Raw genomic sequence first — 16,332 nt, forward strand, 5'->3', positions numbered from 1 at the left:
GTCATGCCGTTGAAGAATCAGTTCTCTAAGCTCCTGCAAATATTGGGGCTTACATTGCTTGCGAGTATAGTTTGCCAGGCGCAGACGGATGTGCCCGACGAAACCGTCAACCCCACCTTGACGATCGCCATCGTGCGTGATGGCCCGTCCTACATCCTCGATGCGATGATCGACGAGGTGAAGAGGGAGACCACGGCGTTGCTGAAAAGCAAACACAACATCGTTTTCCGTGAAGACGCAGATTTTAACGCGAACTGGTTTCCGGGTGGCGCTCGTTTGGCGCTCAAGCGCGCTTTGGACGATCCGAGTGTCGACGTTGTGTTGCTGCAAGGCTACTTCAGTTTGGAAGAAGCGGCCAGTGGAGTGGTGGAGCTGACCAAGCCCTGCATTGGCGCCTACGTGCAGGATCCGAAAATTGTCGCGCCATTCATCCAGAATGGCCGCTCCACAATCGATAACCTCTACGTCATTGTCTCAGATATTTCGCTGCACGACGATGTAAAGCAGTTCCAAGAGTTGGTTGGCTTTAAGAAGGTGCTCTACGCAGTCACCGATGCCTACTTGCAGGATCTAGAGAATGACGGTCCGGTGAAGGCGCTGCTTCAGCAAATCGATCAGGAGCTCGGCGTAGAACATGGCTTTATTCCACTGAGCTCCACGGCAGCGGATTCTTTGCAGGCAACGCCAGAGCGCGCCGAAGCGGTGTTCTTTTTTCCGCCCTTGCGTTTTCCGAGTGAAGCTCAGTTAGAAGACTACATTACTGGCGTCAATGCGCGTGCGATTCCCACGTTTGCGATGACGGGGGAGTCCGGTGTGGCGCAGGGCTTTCTCTTTGGCGTCATGCCTGACTTGCGCACGCAACTGGCGCGTCGCGCCGCACTCAATATCAAGGAGCTGTTGAGTGGTCGCGTTGCCTCGCAAATGGATTCGCTCTTTCGCGTCGAAAAGAAGCTTTATGTAAACGTGGTGACCGCGGCTGGCATTAACTTCGACTTGCCTACCGAGATGTTGTTCGACGCGGTATTGGTCGGCGGCGAAGCGCCGAAGATCAACGCGAGCCCGCTTAATCTGAACAAGGCTGTTGAAGCTGCATTGAAGGCGAATTACGATTTGCGCGCGCGGCGCGAAGATACTACCGCCACCTACGAAGCTCAGCGGCAATCGTTCTCTCAGATGCTGCCGCAAGTGAGCGCGGTTTACCAATATACGCGGAACAACGACGCGAAGGCGCGCGACTCGCTGGGTACGATTCCGCGGCAATCGAACAGTGTGGGCATCGGCGTGTCGCAAATGGTTTATGACGACGACATCGTGACCGGCTACCGTATCTCGGAGCAGGAAACACAGGCAGCTCAGTATCAGGAGCAAAGCCTTGAGTCCGACACCGTTCAGCTGTCGGCAACGGCCTATCTACGTTATCTGGCGGCTAAATCCATTTTGGCCATCGCGAAGGAAAATCTCGACGTAACTCGGACGAACCTTGGCCTGGCGCGCGTTCGCCTGGATGTGGGCACCTCTGGTCCAGAAGAGGTTTACCGTTTTGAGGCTCAGGAAGCTTCGGACCGCGCGTCGGTTGCCGTAGCCGAGAGCCAAGTGCAAACGGCACTCGTTGCGCTAAACCGTGTGATGGGCATGGACGACTTGGGAGCGCAGTGGGATGCTGAGCAAATCGGCCTCAGCTCCGATTCCTTCGACACCACTTCGCGCCGGGTGGTGGAGCTGATTACCAGCGATTCACGGGCGCGCGGCTTCCGCATGTTCTCGCTACAGTTTGCCATGTCGCATGCGCCGGAGCTACAAGTCGCCGATCGTCGGGTAACGGCGCAAGAGTTGAGCCTCGGGGCAGCGAAGCGTAGCTTCCTGGTTCCATCCGTGGGCGTGAACTTTAACTACCTGAATACTTTCCAGCAGGATACCTATGAATCATTACAGGGGAGCGCCAACACGCCAACGGACGAATGGCAGGTTGTTTTTCAAGCAAGTATCCCGATTTTTGAAGGCGGCAATCGTGTCTACAATGTCTTGCGGCAAAAGGCGCTGGTGCGTGGTCGCGAATACGACCGCTCGCTGATTCGCCAAGGAGTGGAGGAGCGTGTGTTGAACTCACTCTACACGCTGAAGTCTTCTTACAGCGATGTGCGCTTTAGTCGGATCGCCGCTGATCGTGCTCAGAAGAACCTCGACATTGTCACCGAGAAATACCGTGTGGGCCGCGTGAGTATTGTCGACCTCCTCGATGCTCAAAACCAGGCCTTTGTGCAAAAGCAAAACGAGGTGCTGTCCACCTACAACTTATTGGAAGATCTGGTTGACTACATGCGCGCCATCAACTGGTACGAATTCCTGGCGACGCCTGATGAACAGGAGGATTGGCTCGATGCCGCCAAAATATTCCTCGATCAGTCAAGCGCCAGGACTTCTGCTACACCTGCCGAGCAATAAGTTGATCTTTCATTTGCGCATTTTGAGGTCGCGGTTAAATTGGTGGTGTGACCGCTGAATTAAGCATACCCAGGGAGTTGCCGGTGATGACTCTGTCAAACACCGTCTTTTTTCCGCATGTGATGTTGCCGTTGTATATTTTCGAGCCGCGCTATCGGCAGATGCTTGAAGACGTATTGTCGGGCGACCGCCTGTTTGTGGTTGCCAGAGAGGATGTTGTGCGCGGTCAGTCGACGGGCGAGTTTGAGCCGCCGTACCCAGTGGCGTCGGTCGGTGTGGTGCGTGCGAGCCATCGAGAAGACGACGGGACTTCGCATTTGATTCTTCAAGGGCTTGCGAGGGTGCGCTTTGTGCGGATTGCTCGGGAGCAGCCGTATCGAATTGGTGAGTTTGAGCCGCTGAGTTCGATTGGCGCGAACGACGACGCCTTGGTCGATATGCGTTCCGAGCTGGCGTCAGCGGTCCGCATGCGGCGTCAATTGTCGCGCGACGAGGCCTCTGAAGTTTATGATTTCCTGAACGATCTCGAAGACCCCGAGACCTATCTCGACTTGGTAAGCTTCACGCTGTGCGAGGATAACGACATGAAGCAACAGCTCTTGGAAACCCTCGATACGCGCCGCCGCTTTAACCGTTTATTGGACTATCTGCGCCGCAACAACGAGCGCCTTCACCTCGAAAAACAACTCCGCGGCAAACTCCAGGAAGACGGCCTGGACCGAAATTAATTGCGTTGGGTTGTTGTTGTTACGTCGGTGCTATCAGGTTGTTGTTATGGCATGGCGCTGTAGCTCTGCTCTTTCTCGGGGAGTAGTGGGGCGTCGAGCATGCGAACAACTTTTGGTAGGCGCGTGGTTATCACGTCCTTTCCTGCCTGTTCTTTGTAGTCAAAGTAGGTAAAGATCGCTAACCAACGCATTTTGGAATTGGGGATACGGAAGGTGTCGATGGAAGGGTCTGCATTGTATTTCCCATCGATGTCCATAACGTAGCCGAATTGAAAGCGTGTACGTTTTTCCTTGGTCAATACATCGGAAAGCATACTGCTCCACGGGCGAAGCTTGAATGCCTGATCGCCTATTTTGCCAACGACGTTGTTTTTGGTGAGGTTGATGAGGCGTCCCGTGCCCGGTGGATGGGCTTCTGCGGTGTCATCATATACCTGAAAGTTGAGGTCGCGCTTGTTATCGTAATAAAATACGACCAACACTTGTTCCACGGGCGGAATTTCGAGTGAGATGGCGGGGGTGTAAACGACTTCGCCTTTCTGATCGAGGCCTTTGGTATATAGGTTTAGGCGGTTGCTAAGCGGCTGTATGTTGCCCCCCCCTCGTGACTGTGTGCCAACGTGAAAGGCGCGGTATTCATCCATGATGTCTTTGTAATACAAGGCTTTGCTGACCGAGCGATTTTCCAACAATACCGCGCAGACTTTCTGTGATTTATCTCGCTGGTAGTTTTGCGCATGGATAGCAGAAGTCGCTAGGCAGAGGATGGCAGTGAAGAGAGTAGAATAGGTTTTGATCATGTTGTGGGGCATGGGTTAGACGTCTTCGCTGCTTAACCAACGGAAGTTTACGATTTCAAATTTTCGTCCAAAATCGACCTCACCGCTGGTTGTCGTTGCTGGTTCATTGGGGTTAGAGCTGCTTGGGTTTACCGGGTCGACCACGCGTTGGACGGTCATTTCCAACCATGCCTCGGCATCGACTTCACCGGTTAGTTTATTGATCGCAGAACCGTAGCTGCGGATGACGAATGTGTCGCCGCGGGGACGAAGCACTGGCCCTAACATGGATAAGATATCTGCCTGCGTGATGAATCCCGGGCTGTGCGAAAGCAGCATGCCCTGCTCACCAACGGGTGCTCCGGCACGTGCTTCAGAGTCGGCGTACCAACCTAAAGAAGGGTAGGCGACCCAGCGCCAATCCGACGTCCAGCCTTCGTTATTCGCATCGCTGTATCTGCGCGGATTGAACATTGCGTCGAAGGTTTTATAGGTCGTGTGCTCGGTGGTGGTTGGGTAGTTAACGCCTCCGTTGATGCCCGACACATTGAGTGCGCGTTGGATTGCGCCATTGATGCTTTGTAGCCCGACGAGTGAGTCATAGCTCTTACTGATATCTTTGCTCTTACGGGCATTGAGGTAATTCGAATCCGTGTATGATATCTGGCCAGAGTCGGTGCGTGAGAGCCCATCTGGTGGATCCAGACGGCGGTTCACGAAATCTGCCATTGAGTAGAAGGGGCCTCGCAAACGGACTTCATCTACGATGCGCTCCGCGAGTGTTTCGATCATGTCATCGGTTAGGTAGCGATAGCCGCCAAAAATTTTATCGTAGTTTCCATATCCAGTTAGGGACGGAGCTGCACCGTATTCAGAGGCGTCATTGGTGGTGGAGTCGAAAGTGAAATCGATCGCGCCGCGCAAGGGCTCCAGTGAACGAGAGATTGGCACCGTGTCGTTTGGATTGGTGTCATTTCCATCCTGAGTGGAGCGCAGTTGTATGTCCCGAAAAGCGGTTATCAGTGCTTTCCAGGCTTCAACCGAAGTCGAATTTACATTGAAGGCGCCGGAATTGTATACGTAGGCAGCGGCGTCATCGAAATCACGAGCATCGGAGATCGAGAAGTCTTTGCTGCTATTAAATTTTACTCGGCTGTTGCCCAGAGGCTCAGAGTTGTCGAGCGCCACGGATCCCGTATTGGGGATCGTTGAGAGGAAGTAACGATCCCATAGTGTTTCATTGAGTAGGTAGGAAATGTCTACGAGGTGGTTGAAGCGGTTGTTGCCCACACCACTACTGGCCCAGGATTCCGAAGTGCCGACGTAGCTGCCATCGGCATCTTTTGCAGCAACGTTATCTGAATCCACCGAGTAGTATTGCCAGACCGGGCGGGAGGTAAGCCCGGCGATTCGGTCGCGGTCGATGTAGGGGCTGGCTTCCGAATTGCCAATCGCATAGGCGGGCTGCCACATAAACGGACTCACGTTTACTTGCTGTAGCTGGCCTATGGAGACTATATCAAACTCTGGGCGAAAGGCGAGGCGAACTGGCACGGAAGATAAGGCGTCGATTTTGGGATTTTGGTAATTTCGTCGAGTGAGGCCTTCCGGCAGCTTGGTTGCCTGGATGAAGTTAAAGCCTACGGTGCGGCCATTCACCAATTCTGCGCGACGCTCTTCATCGAATGCGTTCCAGGGTTGCCCACGGTCAACCAATATTTTTTTGTTAGCATTTGGGTGACTGTCTCTGGTATGTCTCCAAGAAGACCATTTACCTTCGCCAATGTTTGTGTCGCTGTTGAATGCATCGTAGACCGTGGCTTGGCTGTTGTTACGGCTTTGGAGGCCAAAGACGGCCTCAAAGCGCGCCATGTCTTCTCCTCCAGCTCCGCTATTTCGCCAGTCTTTGGACGCACGCACTCCGTCAACCATTGGATTGTTAGAGGTGAATTGCTTGGCCATGATATTGTAGTTGGCAAAGGGGCGGAAGCTGGTCGCTCCAGACTCAAGGGTGTCGATGGTGCCAGCGCCACGATAGTATAGAGGGTCTAGATAGTTTTCGCCCACGAGCATAATGGGGACATCCATCGGGCCTTGGCGCTGGCTGCTGGAGTTGAGATTGGGATCACGGTCGCCATAGATGGCGGCGCTGAAGTAGTCACCGTCATAGAGCGTAGGCCAAATCATTGGCTGGTCCACCAATACGGAGGCGTTGCGCGAGCCATTAAAGTTGGGCATGAAGCCGCCTCCGCGATTCAAGTTGCCAAAGGATCCGTAGTCGCGCGTTTCAATGCCATTGACTAAAATTCTTATTTGGAACTCCGTGCTGGGCGATGGCAGGAAGACAGCATTGTCCGCCCAGTAACCCGATCGGTTTGCGACTCCTGGAGCGTAATCGAGCGTGGCAAATTGATGATAGGCCGAGCTGGGTGCGTCGCGGTCGAAGACGTTTTCCAGTTGGATGATCGCAATGTTGGTTCCGCTGTCGTTGTTTTCATCGATCTTGTGGTCTTCACCGACGCTGAACATCAGGTGCTCGCCCGCCTTGAAGTTTTGCTGGGAGATGCGTAGCGAGAGTTCATTGCCTTCGGGGAAAATCGCGATGTTGTAAGTGTCGTAGAAGATATCCTGATCTACGGGGTAAACCGAGTTCGCAGCGACATTGCTGAGGTTGGCGTGCCCGGGTTCCATGTGCAGCGCATCGTTGTTGTAAGTGACCACGATTGAGCCGCTGCCGTCATCCACAATTTCGCGCTGGTTGTGCTGCCAGGAGTCAGCATCCGATTGGCTGAGCTTATGGAAGTGGTAATTGGAAGCGCTGGTGTATTCGCGCACCGTTGCAGGGTTGAGCACGGATGTATCCTGGGTGGCGCTGGTTTCGGAGGCCACCATGAAGCGAGTCAGCACAGGCTCGAATTTGATGCGTATGTCGTAGTCAGCAACTTCCAGCCCGGTGTCGTAGGGGTTCCACAAAACGATTTGCGGTAGCACGTTGAGGCGGAGTTTATTACCGCTTTTGGTAAAGCCCACAAACAGGCGGACTTGCGTCAGGATCGGTGTGGTATACTCCGTCACTTCGATTTGGCCCTCACCGTCACCGGTGTTTTTGACTTCGTTCGTGTACCATTCACGAACGTCAGCCCAGGTCGGGATGTTGAGATCGGAGTTAGGGAAGCCTGCGTTGTTGAGCCCCATCCGCGGGTCGTTCCCGTAGTCGAAGAGGTCGCTGCCGTCAGGGTCAGGAATTGGGTTGGAGTCAGAGATACCGCCATTGGTGGCCGACGCGCCGCCTTCGAAGTAGCGGGTTAAATCCTTTTGCAGACCGCCCATTGCGGTATCAGTGAACAGCCCTTTGGAGAATCCAGTGATATGGTGAAAGTTCATGCGAGCCGCGTCCTGGTACTGCTCGGTGAGTACGGTGTCGTCCGGCGCTGGATTGGTCAGGACAATCTGGGAAGTCGTTTCGATGAGTTCCAGCGCTTCGTTGTTTACCATCGCTTCTTGGGCGGACTGGTTGCCATTGAACGCATCAAAAATATCCTTATAACCGGAGATTTGCTCCCAGCCCAGACGTTGGGGGACTTGAAGGCGATAGCGTTCTTCTTTGGTGCCGGAAGCGGCATCGAAGTAGGGGTCGAGGATCGAGAAGTTGGCCTTCATGTTTTCATCGCCCACCCAATAGGCATACTGTCCAGTCACGATGGAGTCGGCGTCGAGTACATCGACCTTGGGGGCTAGCACGCGCCCATCAATACCGTCGCTAGAGAGTGCTTCACTGGCGTCGTCGCTCTCGTTTGGGGAGGCGCTGCCATAGCCAACGAGTGTGGCTACATCTGGATCTTCCGGATCGAGCACGGTGTCTGGCGTGGTCTGCCCGGCAATGGTGTCATCGGTAAATTTTTCATTGCCGCTGATCAACCAGTGTGGCGTTTGTGAGCGGTCGAAGTCACCTTGGTTGATGAAGTTGCCGTCATCATCTTTTCTGTCCGATTTGTATACGCCAACCCAATGGGGGTTTTTGCCCGCCCACCATTCGACGAGCTCTTCATTCCATGATTCACGGTCCTGGTCGAGATTGTTGTCAAAATCTTCGGCGAGGTAGGTTCGCCAGGTGTCCGGTGCGCTGGTGCCACCGCCCAACGGCAGGCCAGTGGCATGCGAACGGTAAATATCCCACAGGTCGCCCACGCCTGGGCTTACCTTGGTAGGGTAAACAACGGTGGCCGGCGCAGTCACTCGCTGGTCCGGGCCTGCGTGCACTTGCAGTTGGCCCAAAGCAATTTGTGCCCCGAGCATTGCGTTTTGGCGCGCCTCGTTGAGCTTGTTTTTATGGGTCGTGCTTTGCATCTCCACGTTGAGGAACGTGGCGAGGCTGAGAACCAAAACGACCATGAAGGACATTAGAGTCAGCGCGATGATCAAAGCGAAGCCACCTGAGCGGGGCCTCCCGTTGGATTTGGTGGGCTGAATGAGGGGGGTGGGGATATTCATGCTGTTAAAAGGTGGAATGGGCGCGTGAAGCTTACATTTCTACCTATCGCGTAAGGGGTGGCAATGCAAATACCTAACGGTTTTTGCGGGGGTATGTCGAAAAAGTAGGTGATTAGACCATAAATCATAGTGCGAAATCAAGTCAATTATGCGGTTGCTTCCAGAAATAGCGCTTGCGATCGGATTTCGATTGTCGAAAACGCGCGTTTGCTCTTCTAATTTTTTGTCAGGAGGAACGGGGAAATGAATGGTGTGGGTTTTCATTTACCCCCCCTTCAGTTCCAGCATGCTTTTATCCATCCGCACAGTTGTCTTTCTGCCGAGAGACACTAATGTACTCGACTTCAAGACGCTTTGCTTAACGAAAAAGCCATGCCTGCATCGATTTCCTGTGTTTGAATGCACTTTGTAGCAAAGGTTCTGCCAATTCTCACTATGCCAACTCCCATTCATCGCGTCGAAACCGACCAGCCATATATTTGCCTCACTTTTGACGATGGGCCCATCGCCGAAACCAGCCGTAGCTGGCTTGAACTTTTGGCTCAGACTGATAGCCGGGTGACGTTTTTTGATCTGGGCAAAAACGTCCTCGCCGAGCCCGAGCTGGCCAAGGAGGTGCATGCGGCTGGCCACGAGATTGGCAACCACACCATGTCGCATCCACATCTACCGGAGCTGTCGTTCAACGCTGTGCGTGCGGAGTTGACTGAGTGCCAGCAGCTCTTCAGCGATGCCTTTGGCGCGGCACCAACGGTCTTTCGCGCGCCTTTTGGTGAGCATTCTGACTATGTCTGGACCGTGCTCAAGGAGCTGGGGCTGCCTTCCATTTTGGGCCGCGGCCATGACGACTGGTCGCCGAATGCCACGGTCGAAGGCATTACGGAGAACTACACCAAAGGCGTTCAGGCGGGGGACATCTTCATCCTCCACACCTGGCAAACCAAGACCCTCGCGGCGATGCCTGAAATGATCCGACGCTACCATGCCCAGGGCTTCCAGCTCGTCACCATCAGTGAGCTCCTCGCAGCCGGTCAACCCGTTTACGTGTAGACAAACAACCGCCAGGCGGCGGTGCTTAAGGTTCGATGGTGATCTTGAGCTCGGCGCTGTTGCCTTTGATCTCGGGCACATACATGGCCTCAGCGATCACGGGCAGGGCGCTGAAGGCACCGGGCGTTTCGGCGCGTAGCTCGTAGCGGATTTCCCAGAGGCCCTGCGGCAGACGGCTGATGAAGCTGGCGATTTGGCGGTCGCGCAGCTCCTGGTAAACCCACTGCTGGCGGCCGGTGTAGCGGTCTGCTTGATCCAGGGCGCTGGGGCGAAGCTCACGTGCGTAGAGTCGGCCGCCGCTTTGCAGGGCGACGGCTTCAAAGCCCGCTGGCTTTAAGTCTTCGACGAGAATGTATTCCAAGTCGTTCTTGGCTTCGATGGTGACAATGGCTTCGATGCGGTCGCCGGAATCTGCGACGCCGCCACTGACGAGCGGCGAACTTTGCGTTGCAAAGCCATCGAGCAAGGTCTTGACCGGAAAGGTCCGCTCGTATTTGCGGCTGACAAATATTTCGCTGCCTGCAGCGGCGATGGGATTTTCGAGTGAGAAGAAGTCAAAGCGCGTCGCAAAATAAAGGGGAGGCTTCCCAGCTTTGCGTTGCAAAGTAAGCGTGTTGCCTTCACCGGACTTCAGTTTGTCGACCGGCACATCAATGACGCGCGGCGCGGTGAGCACGGTTTGCGGCGTCACGTTGATTTCGCCGATGGGTTCGCCGTTGAGCAGCGCGGTGTATTGGCCACTGGCCTCGAGCTCGCCGCTTTCGCGGAGCCAATTATTGAGCGCAAGGAGGACGATGGCGGTGTCGCGCGTGTTGCTCCACTGAGCGCCGCGTCGGTTTTTGACGAGCCAGTTCATCGCGGGCGTAACGAGCTCGCTTTGCGGATTGATTTCCACGAGCGCCGCGAGGACGAAGGCAGTGGTTTCCACACCGCCACGCGACCAGCGGTAGTAGATGCCGTCCTCGCCCCAGTGGGCAGTGGGCAGGATCGTTGGATCATCTTGTGGTGTGGCCCCGGTGGCAGGCGCGAGGACTGAGCCTTGCGGGTTGTTGTCGAGCTTCACGCCGTTCGCCAAGTTATCGGCAAGAATTTTAGCCTCGTCGGCAAACCCTAAATTCTTGGCGGCGATGGCGGTCAGCGCCCGGGAGTAGGCGACCATCTGATCGCGGTTCTTCCAGAGGTTCGCAAAGGCCTTGGCTTCGTTGCGCTCGGGCTTGGCGTCGGGCATGCCGTGGTCGGCGGCGGCGAGCGCGTGAAGCAGCCAGGCTTGCATGTCGTAGCGGCTCTCAAAGTCAACGAGGCGGAGGTTCAGATAATCGCGGCCGCGCTTGAGGACCTCCGCGTCGATCTTCTCGCCCGACTGCTCGGCGAGCGTGAGGCCCCAGACGACGTAGGCGGACATGTAGGGATCGCTTTGGTCGTCTTTCCACCAGCCCCAGCCGCCGTCGCTGTGCTGGAAGTCGACAAGGCGCTTGAGGCCTTCGCTGACCATCTCGTCGAGGTCGGCGAGGTTGCCGTCTTTCTTTGGCTTCAATTTTTGAACGACCTTGTTGGGCGTGTTTTCTTCGATGCCGCCGAAGTTCTGCTCGAGGATGTCATCGGCGTTGAGGCCGAGGTCGGTCAGCGTTTTTGCGATGATGACGGCGGGCAGGAAACGGCTCATGGTTTGCTCGGTGCAACCGTAGGGATACTGCGCGAGGTAGGGCAGCGCGTCGAGCATGGTGGTGGCGATGCTCGGAGAAAGGTGGAGCGTGAAGCTCGCGCCGTCGGCCTTGAACTTGGGGATGTCGAGCGCGAGCCGGAGGCTGTCGCTGGTCATCTTGCCACTGCGCGCGAGGAACTTGTTGATGCCGTGCTCGAAGGCTGGGATGGTGAGCTCCATCGCGTCGCCGTGGGTGTTGGACTTCGCGGTGAGCGTGAGCTTTACATCGCCGGGCGAGACGACGTCGACCATCCAGTTGACCTGCGTGGAGCCGTGCGCAGGCACGTCGATACTTTGCATCGCAGAGTTAACGAGCTTGAGGCCGCCATCGATGGCGAGCTCAGCGCGGACAGATGCGTCGTCCTCGGTGTTGTTGTTGATGACGCCGGTGATGGTTAGCTGGTCGCCGGTCACGAAGAAGCGCGGCGTCTGCAAACGGGCAATGAGCGGCAGGCGGGTTTTAGCCAGAGTGGAGCCTTCGCCAAAGCTGGCGGGCAGGCCCGTGGCGCGGGCTTCAAGTTCCCACGTGGTGAGGTTGTCCGGCAGCTGGAACTCGACGGTCGCCTGACCGTTGCTGTCCGTGACGATGGCGGGCTTCCACAAAACGGTGGAGCGGAAATCATTGCGGACGACGACGTTGGGCTCGGGCGCGGCACCAGCGTTCTCCTTAATTGCATCAGACTCAGCGAGTCCGGCGGCTTTGGCCATCATGGGGGCAAGTGCCGGAGCTCTTGTTTGTAATTCCGCAGTCGGCGCAGCGAAGTAATCTACGTTAGCGCTACTTGAGTCGGCGAAGGTTGCGGCATACTTGGTCCCCACGCCTCCTTCGAGTTTAAGTTGCTCGTTGGCGGCAAGCTTCTGATTGATGCGGAAGCTGCGGAGGTTTTGCGAGCTGCTGGTGTAAACGGTGATGGGGCGGTTTTGCCCGTAGAAGAATTCGCGCGGGTCCGGGGCGAGCGTCGGCTGGATGGCGAGCACGGCTTCGTCAAATACCGACAACGCCACTTCGGCCGGGACAGCGTGGCCATCAATGTTCCGCGTGGTGATGATGGCCGTGGCCTTCTCGCGGGGGAGGTAGGACTCGGCATTGGTGACGACGGATACGTCGAGGAAATGCTTGGTCGGCGGGATGTTGATGTCCTGCTGGTCCTGCCACATTTTGAGGTCGCGCACGGTGTTGGCTTGCAGGCGTGCGTTGGGCACCCAGGCGTCGTTTACATCGAGCTGCAGTAGCTTGACATTGCCCTCCACATGGACGACGCGTGTATCGAGCAGGCCGCCGCCTTGCGCGGTAAAGAGCACCCAGGAGCCGGGCTCGGCGGTTGAGATCATCACGGGCGCGCGCAGACCTTCGCGGAAGGCCTCTTCGTCGGCGATGATTTGCAGGTTGCCGTGGTAGCCGATACTTTGCGATGCAGAGTCTGCGGCCCAGATGGCGGTGTCCGCTTTGATCGGCGCACTGCGCTCGGGCTTGCTGACCCAATAGACGCGGTAGTAGCCGGTCTTCTCTATGGGGAAGGTGATCGTGGCTTTGCCGTCTGCATTGGTGGTGAGCGTCCACGTTTTGATTTCTTCTACATCGTAGCCTTGGCGGATGCGATGCCAGTCATTCGGGTCGAGCGCGGAGGAGAATAGCCCCGCGCCTTTGTTGAGGCGACGGCGGTATTCCTGGCCGGAAATTTCTTCGCCGTCGGGGCCGCGGTAGATCTGCATCCACTCTTCGCGGGTGAGGCGCACCTTGCCTTCGACTTGCACCGGGGCTTCGTTGGCGTTGACGGTCTCGATCGTCACACTGGCGGTTTCGCCGGGGCGGTAGAGCGTGCGCTCCGGGCGGACATTGACAAAATACGGCGCGCGGGTGACGCGGATCGATGCGCGACCGGTGACCTCGCGGCGGGACTCGTCGACGACCCGCGCTTCGATGCTGTATTCAAGGTCTTGGTTGGAATTCCCATTAGTGGGCAGGACGAGGTGTGCGCGGCCTTCGGCGTCGGTCTTGAGCGTTTCATTGAGCACCTCCTTGCCCGGATTGCGGTAGAAATTCGGCTGGCTGTGGAGCCAAGGATAGGACGTGCGCGGCATCCAGTAATGGTAATACGGACTTTCGCGCACGACGACGTTGACCTCGGCATTGGGGACGGCGCCGCCGAAATAATAATCGGCTTGTATCTTGACGTTGACCTCGTCGCCCAGGCGATAAGCGGTGGCGGCTTCGCCGTTGGCGCTGGCGGTTTCAATGGCCACTTTGAACTCTGGCAGTTTGTATTCCTCGAGGCGGAATAGCTCGGCATTGCCAATAAACTCGTCGTTCTTTTTAAGGCTGAACTGCATCTGATACATGCCGAGCTTCCAGTCGGCGCCGGCCGTGAACTCGCCCCAAATGCTGCCGTATTCATTGGGCGTCATGGTGCCGCTGGCGACTTCTTCACCTTGCGGGCCGGTGATGCGGTAGTGTAAATTAACGGCAGTGTCGGCCAGTCGCCAATTGGTCAACGACTCGCGGACGCGGGCAATGGCCTTCCAGTGAATCGTCTCTCCGGGGCGATAGGCGGGGCGATCAGTAAAGGCGTAAACGCGCCACGCATTGCCGTTTTGGGGATCGGTGGTGTAGCGGTAGGGCTGGAGGTTGTGGTTGTCACTGGCGACGTTAAACTGATCTCCCTGCGCGCTGATCGCGATGAGGCGCTCGTAATTGGTGAGGGCGCCCTTCAGCTCGGGAAAGCTATTTTTCGTGAAGCGCGCGAGGCCGTCTGTGTCGGTTTCAAGGGTGGCGGAAATCCAGCCCATCGTGACCTGATTGTTGTTTCGCTGATAATTGCCGAGCCAGACTTTGACTTTGCCATCGGCGATGGGCTTACCGGTTTGGGCGTCGGTCAGCCAGGCGAGGATGGTGTCGCGGTCGCGAATAGTGGTGACGAATTGTTCGGTGACGAGTAGCAGGCCCTGAGCTTCCTGATCACCCGACTTGGCCTGAATCACATAGGCGCCCGCAGGCAGACCTTCTTCAAGCTCGATGAGACTGTGTTGCTGGGCCATGGGCTTGCCATCGGGCTGGCGGGTCATGCGCGTCAGCGGCGTGAGGCCGCTCAGGTCGAAATGGTTATCGTCAAAAGGCGAGTAGCGTGGCTGGTCGTCTTCGGGTTGAAAAAGCTCCTGCAAGTTGACGGCGTAAACGGCGACTTCGACGGTGCCCAAATTCCGCCAGTTAACGGCGAACTCCACGACGCTTTCAGGGGTGAAGGTGTTGCCGATATTGACGTTTAGTTGTTGCTCAGTGAGGTCCTCGATACGTCGTTTTGCCTGCCGGTTGTAGCGGGAATAGCCTTCGGGGTAGCGCTCAACAAATTGCTGGTAGAGCTTGAGTGCGAGGGTTAGGTTGCCTTCGCTGCGGAAGTGGCCGTGGTCGTCCCAATAGCTGGCACCGTAGCTTTGCGCCCACTCGGCGTAGCGAAAAAGCGCGTCATCGGCCCATTCACTTTTGGGGGCCTTCAGCGCGGCCTCGAACGCAGCTTGGGCCTTGAGGGATTGCGCGTTGCCCTGGTGCATGTATTCGAGGGCGAGCAGGTAGTTAGCGTGCGCTTTTTGCTCGGTGGTCTTGGCGACTTCGACGGCGTTCTGGAGCACGGAGATGGGCATCCAGTTGCCAAAGCGGTAGCCGTAACGCCAGTAGTTGGGCCGGACGTTGGGCGGCATCGAGGCGCGGAAAACGATGTCCAGGTAGTGCTCGCGGGCGGAATCAATATCCGTTGAGGCGGCCCACCAGTCGAGTGCCTGCTTATAGTGCTTCCAGGCGTTACTCCAGTTGCGGTATTGATCCGACGTCCAGTAGGAGTCGCCCATTGATTCCTGGATGTCGGCCCAGAGCTGAGGCGGGCGCGCGCCCTTGGCTTCTTTTTTTATTTTTGCAGCGAGCTCCGTGAGCGCCTCACGCGGCGCATTGATTAATTGGGCGTCAGTCTGGTGGGTGGCGGCAAGGTTGCGCCATTGGGAGTCAGCGAGGCGGAATTGCAGATCGTCCGCGGAAACGCCGTCGGGCAGCTTGTCGGCTTGGTCCAGTTGTTCGTAGAGCAGGGCGGCCTGTCGGTAGGAGTGCTCGGCGTAGGCTTGGTTGGCTGCTTTCCAGGTCTCACCAGTGTTGGTTGGCTGGGTGTTGGCTTTTAGCAGGTTGGCGGAGAGCAGTAATGCGAGCAGAAAGAAGCGTAAGTGAGGTTTGCGAGGCATGGCTGGAAGCATGTTGATTTTCTTGCAGGCTTCGACATCTTTGTTGGTTCGAAGGTTTCTTTTTAATTTTATTTATCACCATCTATGCAAGCAGCACCTGAAGATCTGCAACTTATTGGCGCCGAATTGGCCGTCCGCTGGCCCGATGGGCGGGAGGACTACTTTTCCGGCGAGTTTTTGCGCACGAACAGCCCGAGCGCGGAAAACGTCGGCGAGAAGGATATTTTCGGCAACCAATACGGCGGCGACGGGCCGCGTGAATTCCCTGGCGTGAAAATCGAAGGCTGGGACTATCAGGGCAATTACGCCGTCCGCTTTGACTTCAGCGACGGCCACCGCACGGGCATCTTCTCCTGGGAATACCTGCGCAAGCTTGGGGACCGTCAGCACAGCTGACGGAGATTAAAGGAAAAAGATTAAAGGAAAAAGTGGGCGGAATGGGTGAGAATATTGAGTTCGCGGACAAAGATCGCAGCATATTCTTTAACTTCAAAGATGGAACCGTCACTTTTCGGAATTTCAGGGTAGAGGTATTGCTGCCTAGGAAGCTTCCAGTGTTTGTTGTTAGCATCGATGAGATCGGCAAAAATACGGTTTCACACTTCAATGCAGGCACTAAACCACTCAGTGATACGCATGGCATACTGACAGCCAAGGGGAGGGTTTGGGTTCCTCAGAGCTTCAAGGGCTTGGAAGATGTCGCAGAGCTGCTCGCATTGATTTGGGAAGAAAATAAGGCCCATAGAACCAAAGAAGAATTAAAGCAATTCAACCGTGAGCTGAATCGCACACATCCAGTCGCCAAAGTTGTGGGGCTCTCGTTACTTCTGATTGGGCTCGTTGGCGTTATCTACTATTTCATCGTCCTGCTGCCTAAGCTATAGCCACGTGCTTCGACGACACAAAAAAGGACCGCGTT

8 protein-coding genes are annotated in these 16,332 nt (G+C 56.2%); 5 read left to right on the plus strand and 3 right to left on the minus strand.

The window, feature by feature from the left end; genetic code table 11:
- Nucleotides 1–3 precede the first annotated feature (3 nt).
- Together RBB62_RS01390 and RBB62_RS01395 are read left to right on the plus strand one after the other, a co-directional pair.
- Nucleotides 4–2,442: a TolC family protein gene (locus RBB62_RS01390; protein WP_309396269.1), complete on the plus strand. Its 2,439-nt coding sequence runs from the start codon at nucleotides 4–6 to the stop codon at nucleotides 2,440–2,442.
- A gap of 47 nt (nucleotides 2,443–2,489) precedes the next feature.
- Nucleotides 2,490–3,170: an LON peptidase substrate-binding domain-containing protein gene (locus tag RBB62_RS01395; protein WP_309396271.1), complete on the plus strand. Its 681-nt coding sequence runs from the start codon at nucleotides 2,490–2,492 to the stop codon at nucleotides 3,168–3,170.
- A gap of 44 nt (nucleotides 3,171–3,214) precedes the next feature.
- Here RBB62_RS01395 and RBB62_RS01400 read toward each other — a convergent pair whose 3' ends face one another.
- Complete coding sequence (locus RBB62_RS01400) at nucleotides 3,215–3,970, minus strand: hypothetical protein (protein ID WP_309396273.1); 756 nt, start codon at nucleotides 3,968–3,970, stop codon at nucleotides 3,215–3,217.
- Nucleotides 3,971–3,985: 15 nt separating this feature from the next.
- The gene (locus RBB62_RS01405; RefSeq protein WP_309396275.1) at nucleotides 3,986–8,440 is read right to left on the minus strand and encodes a hypothetical protein; all 4,455 of its coding nucleotides are present in this window, start codon (nucleotides 8,438–8,440) and stop codon (nucleotides 3,986–3,988) included.
- A 435-nt stretch (nucleotides 8,441–8,875) separates the two neighbouring features.
- On the opposite strand from RBB62_RS01405, the gene RBB62_RS01410 reads away from it, so the two are divergent.
- Nucleotides 8,876–9,490, plus strand: a complete 615-nt coding sequence (locus tag RBB62_RS01410; RefSeq protein WP_309396277.1) for a polysaccharide deacetylase family protein — start codon at nucleotides 8,876–8,878, stop codon at nucleotides 9,488–9,490.
- 25 nt (nucleotides 9,491–9,515) lie between these two features.
- On the opposite strand, the gene RBB62_RS01415 is transcribed toward RBB62_RS01410, so the two are convergent.
- Entirely contained in the window at nucleotides 9,516–15,413 is a 5,898-nt protein-coding gene (locus RBB62_RS01415) for an alpha-2-macroglobulin family protein (RefSeq protein ID WP_309396279.1), read from the minus strand.
- A gap of 84 nt (nucleotides 15,414–15,497) precedes the next feature.
- On the opposite strand from RBB62_RS01415, the gene RBB62_RS01420 reads away from it, so the two are divergent.
- Together RBB62_RS01420 and RBB62_RS01425 are read left to right on the plus strand one after the other, a co-directional pair.
- Complete coding sequence (locus tag RBB62_RS01420) at nucleotides 15,498–15,809, plus strand: DUF971 domain-containing protein (protein ID WP_309396281.1); 312 nt, start codon at nucleotides 15,498–15,500, stop codon at nucleotides 15,807–15,809.
- Between the two features lie 41 nt (nucleotides 15,810–15,850).
- A complete protein-coding gene (locus tag RBB62_RS01425; RefSeq protein ID WP_309396283.1) occupies nucleotides 15,851–16,297 on the plus strand; it encodes a hypothetical protein in 447 nt (148 codons plus the stop codon).
- Nucleotides 16,298–16,332 lie beyond the last annotated feature (35 nt).

Source organism: Cerasicoccus maritimus, assembly GCA_031296935.1.
Lineage (GTDB): Bacteria > Verrucomicrobiota > Verrucomicrobiia > Opitutales > Cerasicoccaceae > Cerasicoccus > Cerasicoccus maritimus.